Genomic DNA, 7,400 nt, shown 5'->3' on the forward strand with positions numbered 1-7,400 from the left:
CGCCGCCATTGAAAAGGAAAGACGATGTTCGACCCCCGCGAAAAGATCGCACTTTTTATCGACGGCGCCAATCTGTACGCGGCATCGAAGAGCCTCGGCTTCGACATCGATTATCGTAAGCTCCTGAAAGCATTCCAGAAACGCGGTTACTTGCTGCGCGCCTACTACTACACGGCCCTCATCGAAGATCAGGAATACTCTTCGATCCGCCCGCTCATCGACTGGCTAGACTATAACGGTTACAAGGTCGTGACGAAGCCGGCCAAGGAGTTCACAGACTCGCTCGGGCGCCGCAAGATCAAGGGCAATATGGACATCGAGCTGGCGATCGATGCCATGGAGCAATCCGAAACCGTCGATCACCTCGTCATTTTCTCCGGCGACGGCGATTTCACCACACTCGTCGAAGCACTCCAGCGTCGCGGACGCAAGGTTTCCGTCGTCTCGACGATGTCGACGCAGCCTCCGATGATCGCCGACGACCTGCGTCGACAGGCCGACCACTTCATCGATCTTGCCACGCTCAGAGCCGAGATTGGCCGCGAACCCTCCGAACGCACGCCGAGACACAGCGAACCGGTAGCAGATCCTGTCGAGATCTAATCGGAAACGCCAATGCGATCGGAGTGCTCCGCGTCAACGCGGTCAATCATTGATAATCTGATAAAGTATTGAATCTTAAGAGCACTTGCGCGCAAACCTTCGCGTGAGTGCCCATTCGGCCCGGCTTCACTTGTGATTTGAACGTGTTTGGGTCCGCTCAGCCGCGGTCTTTCAACAGACGGCTCTTCTGCCGGTTCCAATCGCGCTCCTTCGAGCTCTCGCGCTTGTCGTGCAGCTTCTTGCCCTTACCGAGCGCCAGTTCGAGTTTCGCCCTGCCACGCTCATTGAAGTAGATCTTGAGCGGGATCAGCGACATGCCTTCGCGGTTCACCGCACCCTGCAGCCGATTGACCTCGCGCTTCGACAGGAGCAGTTTCCGCCGCCGTCGTGTTTCATGATTGAAGCGGTTCGCCTGCAGATATTCCGGCAGGTAGGAGTTGATCAGCCAGATCTCCCCGCCCTCGTCCGTCGCATAGGATTCGGCAATGTTGGCTTTGCCTTCGCGCAACGACTTGACCTCGGTGCCGGTCAGAACCAGACCGGCCTCGTAGGTATCGACGATCTCGTAGTTGAAGCGGGCCTTTCGGTTTTCCGCCACGACCTTGTTGACCGTGCGCTGGCTTCCTTTGGGTGCCATCAGTTCATCAATCCTGCGTGCCTCAGCGCCGCGTCAATCGCCGCTTCGGTTGCCGGCTCAAGGGTCGGCAGAAGCGGTGAGCGCACAGTACGGCTCATCCGGCCAAGGCGGTTCAACGCATATTTCGCGCCGCACAGGCCAGGCTCCATGAAGATCGCCTTGTGCAGTGGCATCAGCTTGTCCTGGTAGGCGAGCGCCCTGGCATAATCGCCCGCAAGCGTCGCTTCCTGGAATTCGGCGCAAAGGCGCGGCGCGACGTTTGCCGTAACGGAAATGCAGCCGACGCCGCCATGGGCATTGAAGCCGAGCGCTGTCGCGTCTTCGCCGGAAAGCTGAACAAACTGCGAACCGCAGGCCATGCGTTGCTCGGACACGCGCTCGATCTTTCCGGTCGCGTCCTTGACGCCAATGATGTTCGCATGGGCTTTGCTGAGGGCGGCCATCGTCTCGACGCTCATATCCACGACCGAACGGCCGGGGATGTTGTAGATGACGATCGGCACCCTCACGCTCTCGGCGATCGCCGCATAATGCGCGAACAGACCCTTCTGCGTCGGCTTGTTGTAATAGGGCGTGACGACCAGGATCGCATCTGCACCCGCCTTTTCGGCATGTTGGGCAAGCTCGATTGCTTCGGTCGTATTGTTGGAGCCCGCACCGGCAATCACCGGAACCCGCTTGGCCGCGGCTTCGATGCAGAGTTCGACCACCTTCTTGTGTTCGTCATGCGAAAGGGTCGGAGACTCGCCTGTCGTGCCAACCGGCACAAGGCCATGGCTGCCTTCTTTTATCTGCCATTCCACATGCGCGACGAAACCATCCGCATCCACCGCGCCAGCGGCGGTGAACGGCGTTACGAGAGCGGGAATGGAACCCTTGAACATGCACAACTCCTGACGGCGCTAAGAGCAAGCATGCACTCATGCTTTGGCCGTAATCGACGGTTAGAAAACTGCCGCACCATAATCATGTGAGGTGGCTGCGGCAAGCGTCGTGACACGGCATTTCACGCCAGTTTTCATGCGAAAGCTTGATGTATGGCCCGCATAATCGGGACCGCCCGACCAAGGCGAACCTGCTTGGTGCAATTGTTATGATCGATATTGGCCGCACGTCTTGCCTCAGGCAATCCGGTGGCAGATGAATGTTGGATACGGGGAACACGGGGCTCTTGATGCGCGGGTCAATATATCTGCCTGTCGCCGCCATCGTCGGCGCGGTACTGCTGGCCGCGTCCGCAGGTAACGCAGAAACCCCTGATCGAATACCGGTTCCAGCACGCAAGCCCGAGTTTTCGAACAGGGCGACACGGGTTGCCGCCGAAGAAACCACGAATGCGATCGCTGCGACCGCCGAGCCGGTCAGCAGTGATCTCAAGGCGGGCCTCGACGCCCTCTCCAGCAAGCAGCCCGCCGCAGCGATCGCCGCGCGCAACGCCATGGGCGAAGGCACGCTCGATCGACACATATTGACCTGGGCGATTGCCGTTTCCGGCCAGCGCGGCGTTCCATCGCTTGAGATCGCCGACGCCCAGCGCGAACTTCGGGGATGGCCGGGTCTGAAATCTCTGCGCGCCAATTCCGAACGCGCGCTTTACCGAGAGAACCCACCGGCTGCAGATGTTCTTGCGGCTTTTGGCAACACGCAGCCCGAGACGACCGAAGGGACACTCATTCTCGCCCGCGCACTCGTCGCTCGGGGGCAGACCGACGCAGCGGCGAAACGTCTGCGAGCGATTTGGCAGGGCGAGGCGCTCGACAAGGACACCGAGACGAAGATCCTCACCGAGTTTTCCGGCTTGCTGACGGCAGGCGATCACCAGCGGCGCATGGCGATGCTGCTTTATCGCAACCGCGTCGAGCAAGCCGAGCGTTTCGGCGATCTCGGCAAAGCCCAGTCCCTCTATCGCGCCTGGGCAGCGGTCAGCCGCGGCGGCGACAAAGCGACTGCGTTGATCGCAGCCGTCGATCCGTCCTGGCGCAAGGATCCGGCCTATCTTTTCATTCAGATCGAGGCTTTGCGCAAAGACAAGAAGTACGCGGAAGCGGCCAAGTTGCTCTCGCGGATGCCGAAGGACAGCGGCGCTTTGGTCAACCCTGGAGAATGGTGGGTTGAGCAACGGGTCGTCAGCCGAGGGCTGCTCGACGCTGGCGACTTTCGCGGTGCCTATCGGATCGCGGCCGGCCACCTGGCAACGGAGGCGACGGATGTCGTTGACGCCGAGTTTCATGCGGGCTGGTACGCACTGCGCGGTCTGGAAGACCCGGCGACCGCCGCTCGCCATTTCCGCCGCATCCTCGACGTTTCCAATCGGCCGCTTTCGGCCTCGCGCGCCTGGTACTGGCTCGGACGATCCGCCGAAGCGGGTGGACCGGGTACTGCTGGCGAGTATTTCACCAATGCGGCGCGCTACCCCGGAACCTTCTATGGGCAACTCGCGGCCGCCCGGCTCGGCCGCAAGACACTGAATGTCGCCTACCCTGCCCCGACCGCGGACGACCGGGCGCGGTTCGAAAACCGGGAAGCGGTGCGCGCAATCACTCGGCTTGAGACCGCCGGTCACGCGTGGCGCGCCGACAGTCTCTATCGGGCGCTTGCCGACGAGCTTACAAGCCCGGGCGAGCTTGCGCTGCTTTCCGCCCGGGCAGAGAAAACCGGCAATCATCAGCTCTCCCTTCAGGTCGGCAAGATCGCGTTCGGACGGGGCATCGATGTCGCAGCGCTCGCCTTCCCGGTTGGCGTGATCCCACCCAATGCCAACATCGATGGCTCCGGCAAGGCGCTCGCCTATGCGATCGCGCGCCAGGAAAGCGCCTTCAATCCCGCCGCCATCTCCACCGCCAACGCTCGTGGTCTGCTGCAACTGATGCCGGGTACCGCCAAGGGCGTCGCCAGCCGCTATGGGCTTGCTTACTCGCAGGATCGGTTGACCAGCGACGCCGGCTACAACGCTACGCTCGGCGCCCACTATCTCGGTGAGCAGATCAATAGTTTCGGGGGATCGTATATTCTGACCTTCATCGCCTACAATGCCGGCCCACGTCGCGTCCCCGAATGGCTTGGCCGCTACGGCGACCCGCGTGGCAAGCCGATCGACGAGGTTGTCGATTGGATCGAACGCATTCCATTCCAGGAAACACGCAACTACGTACAGCGGGTGATGGAGAATTATCAGGTCTACAAGTCGAGACTTGGCCAGAAAGCGGACATCGTCGAGGATCTCAGAATGGGGCGGCAATAGCCGACTTCGGCAGCCGACTTCGGCGATCAAACAATCGTGATGAGCGCCGACGGCACAAAGCACGATCTCAGCCATTTCCTTTCTAAGGTTCGAGTTTTCCTGAAGGAAATGGTGAACACGATGAAGACGTTGACAATAATTGCCCTTTCGGTGGTAACCGCAATGAACAGCGTTCCGCCGGCCATGGCATTCCCAAGCGCTCCACCGGTCGTCTCCCAGACAACCAATGTGCAGCAGGTGCAATTCCCCTATGAGCGGGGGGAAGAAGGCAAGAACCGTTCCAGTTGTGCCGTCCCGTACTGCGAGCTGCGCGGGCGTCGCGGCTACTACCGGGATCGTCACTATCGCGACGGATACTATCGCAATGGGTATTACCGAGATCGCTATCGCCGATATTACCGTGACGACGACAACGATTTCGGCGCGATCATCGGCGGACTGGCTGCGGGCGCGATCATCGGCGGTTTGATCAACCAGCCTAGGTACTATAATCAGCCGAGAGTTGTCGGTGGCAACGCCCATACGCGCTGGTGCTATGCGCGCTACCGCTCCTATCGAGCTTGGGACAACACCTATCAGCCCTATAGTGGCTCGCGTCGGCAATGCTATTCGCCGTACTGACACCGTAGCGACTGACAATTTCGCGGGCCGCGCTCCGGCAGCAAACGAGGTGTTTCGTTGCTGACGTCTGCCCAATCTCCCAGCATAGCGCGTTGGCAATGTTCATTGGCACGCGGCGCGGACAAGCTCCGTCGACTTCCGCGCTTATGCCAAAGCCACCTTGTCCTTTTGCTTTCAACGGCTACGATCCTCCGGTCTGCAAATGGAGGCAGGGATGGGTCATTTTCGGGAACATTGGTTCCTCGGCAGCGATGGATTGCAGCTCTATGCTCGAGCCTACGAGCCAGCCGAACCGACAACAGCGTTTCCCGTCGTCTGCCTGCCCGGCCTCACACGAAACAGCCGCGATTTTCACGAGTTCGCGGTGTTCCTGGCATCTTCGTCGGGCGGCGGATATCCGGTTTTCTCATTGGATTATCGTGGGCGTGGCAACTCGGCACGTGATGCCGATAAAAGCCGCTACACGATCGCAACAGAAACGGCGGACGTGATCGCCGCCTGCGCCTATTTCGCTATCGACAGCGCAATCTTCGTCGGCACCTCTCGCGGGGGGCTGATTCTGCACCAGCTCATCGGCCTCGCCCCTCGCCTGATTTCAGGCGCCGTGCTCAATGACATCGGGTCTGTGATCGAGATTGGCGGCCTGATGGCGATCAGGGACTATCTCAATATTGCGGGCGGACCGACAAGCTGGGTCGCGGCGCCCAACTATTTGAAAACCTTACACGGTGCCGACTTTCCGGTCCTGCACGATTCTGATTGGTCGCAAATGGCGACAGCGATTTATCGTGACGAAGATGGTGTGCCCGTCCCGGATTTCGATCCGGCAATCGCTCTGCAACTGCTCGGCCTAACACCCGAAACGCCGTTGCCTGACCTTTGGCCCCAGTTCGATGCCCTGTCGCAAATTCCGGTCATGGTCATTCGCGGCGAGAAGTCGCGACTTCTCTCGCAAGCGACGGTACGGGAAATGAACCGGCGGCATCAGGGATTGGTGCAGTTCACTGCGGTGGGCCAGGGCCACGCGCCCCTGTTGCACCTCGACGGCCCACGTCAGGCGGTGGCCGCGTTTGTGAACCGCATCCAGCACAGCCCCTAAGCCGTACCGGCCCAGCGCCGAGCAAGGACATCCTAGGTATCTGAATTTACTGGCATTCCGGACATGTCCGCGATGACCGGTGGGGCGGCCGGCTACATCGGCGGGAACGCGTCGCCAAAACGAAAAAGCCCGGCTCGAAAGCCGGGCTTCTCTCTTCTGACCGAGGTCAGATGATCTTAGAAGTCGCGCTGAAGGCGGACGAAGCCGAATACCTGGTCGTCCCTGTTGTCCTGGTCTTCGTACTGAACCGAGACGCGGGTCGCGAGACCTTCGGTGATCTTGTAGTCGAGCGTGACGCCAGCGCGCCATGCATCGTCGTCACCGAAGTTGACGTTCGAGGTCGACAGGCTACCGAAGTACTGAACGCCGGGGGTGATGGCGAGCTTGTCGGTGGCGTTGTAGCGGTACGAAGCCGCAACGGTCCACTCAGACTTGTTCCAGTAAGCGTTCGGGTTCGAAGCCCAGATACCAGCGAGCTGGAAGACGCCCGGGCCGAGGTCTGCAGAGAGCAGAGCGCGGATCGCGCCTTCTTCGAACTCAGAGTCGTAGCCGCCGAGCAGGTCGAAGGAAACGCCGCCGAGCGAAGCCGAAACGATACCGGAAACGCCAACGCCGTTGTCGCGAGTGCTCGTGCCTTCGAGTTCGTCGACCGAGATACCAGCCTGGAACGAACCGCCATCGTAGATGTAGGCGATCGAGTTGAACTCGGTGACGTTGCCGAGCGAGTCGGTTTCGCCGTTCAGGCCCTTATCCCACCAGTTGTAGAAGAAGCCGGCCTTCAGGCCACCGAGCTGGATGTAGGCTTCATCGACGTCGATGAAGCTGTCGCCAGCGTCGGTTGCATCGTTGTCAGCGTTGAACTCAGCAGCGAAGAAGCCGGTGAGCGTGCCGTACTCGGTGTCGCTCTTGGCATCGAACGAGATGTAAGCGCGCGAGAAGGCATCCCAGTCAGACGGACCAAGAAGACCGTCGTTGTTGTCACGGCTGTCAACAACATCACGACCAAACGAGGTCTGGAAACGGATGAAGCCGCCGATCTTGAGGCAGGTTTCGGTGCCCGGGATGTAGAAGTAGCCGGTGCCGAAAGCGTCGCAAACGCGAACGTATTCCATGGGCTCCGGCTCGGCTGCGACGATGGCGTCGGCTGCCTGTGCGCCGGATACTGCTGCGAGAGCAGCAGCGGAGCCGAGAAGAAGGCT

7 protein-coding genes are annotated in these 7,400 nt (G+C 60.4%); 4 read left to right on the top strand and 3 right to left on the bottom strand.

Annotation, left to right across the window (positions count from 1 at the left end):
* Positions 1–24 precede the first annotated feature (24 nt).
* The gene (locus BBX50_RS20810; RefSeq protein ID WP_065777234.1) at positions 25–603 is read left to right on the top strand and encodes an NYN domain-containing protein; all 579 of its coding nucleotides are present in this window, start codon (positions 25–27) and stop codon (positions 601–603) included.
* Between the two features lie 157 nt (positions 604–760).
* Here BBX50_RS20810 and smpB read toward each other — a convergent pair whose 3' ends face one another.
* A complete protein-coding gene (gene smpB / locus BBX50_RS20815) occupies positions 761–1,240 on the bottom strand; it encodes an SsrA-binding protein SmpB (RefSeq protein WP_065777235.1) in 480 nt (159 codons plus the stop codon).
* The gene (dapA, locus tag BBX50_RS20820) at positions 1,240–2,124 is read right to left on the bottom strand and encodes a 4-hydroxy-tetrahydrodipicolinate synthase (protein WP_065777236.1); all 885 of its coding nucleotides are present in this window, start codon (positions 2,122–2,124) and stop codon (positions 1,240–1,242) included. Before dapA ends, smpB begins: the two co-directional genes overlap by 1 nt.
* Before the next feature lie 290 nt (positions 2,125–2,414).
* Here dapA and BBX50_RS20825 point away from each other — a divergent pair, with 290 nt between their 5' ends.
* The 3 genes from BBX50_RS20825 to BBX50_RS20835 all read left to right on the top strand — a co-directional run bounded on the left by BBX50_RS20825 (position 2,415) and on the right by BBX50_RS20835 (position 6,201).
* Positions 2,415–4,481: a lytic transglycosylase domain-containing protein gene (locus BBX50_RS20825; RefSeq protein ID WP_065777237.1), complete on the top strand. Its 2,067-nt coding sequence runs from the start codon at positions 2,415–2,417 to the stop codon at positions 4,479–4,481.
* Between the two features lie 120 nt (positions 4,482–4,601).
* Positions 4,602–5,102 carry a BA14K family protein gene (locus tag BBX50_RS20830; RefSeq protein ID WP_065777243.1) on the top strand — a complete coding sequence of 167 codons (501 nt, stop codon included), beginning with the start codon at positions 4,602–4,604 and terminating at the stop codon, positions 5,100–5,102.
* Between the two features lie 214 nt (positions 5,103–5,316).
* The gene (locus BBX50_RS20835) at positions 5,317–6,201 is read left to right on the top strand and encodes an alpha/beta hydrolase (protein ID WP_244513209.1); all 885 of its coding nucleotides are present in this window, start codon (positions 5,317–5,319) and stop codon (positions 6,199–6,201) included.
* Positions 6,202–6,377: 176 nt separating this feature from the next.
* Here BBX50_RS20835 and BBX50_RS20840 read toward each other — a convergent pair.
* Positions 6,378–7,400 (bottom strand): porin (locus BBX50_RS20840; protein ID WP_065777239.1); only part of this gene is annotated, 1,023 nt, incomplete at its 5' end.

The sequence above is a fragment of the Ensifer sp. LC11 genome, from assembly GCF_001695835.1.
In the GTDB taxonomy this organism is placed as follows: domain Bacteria; phylum Pseudomonadota; class Alphaproteobacteria; order Rhizobiales; family Rhizobiaceae; genus Ensifer.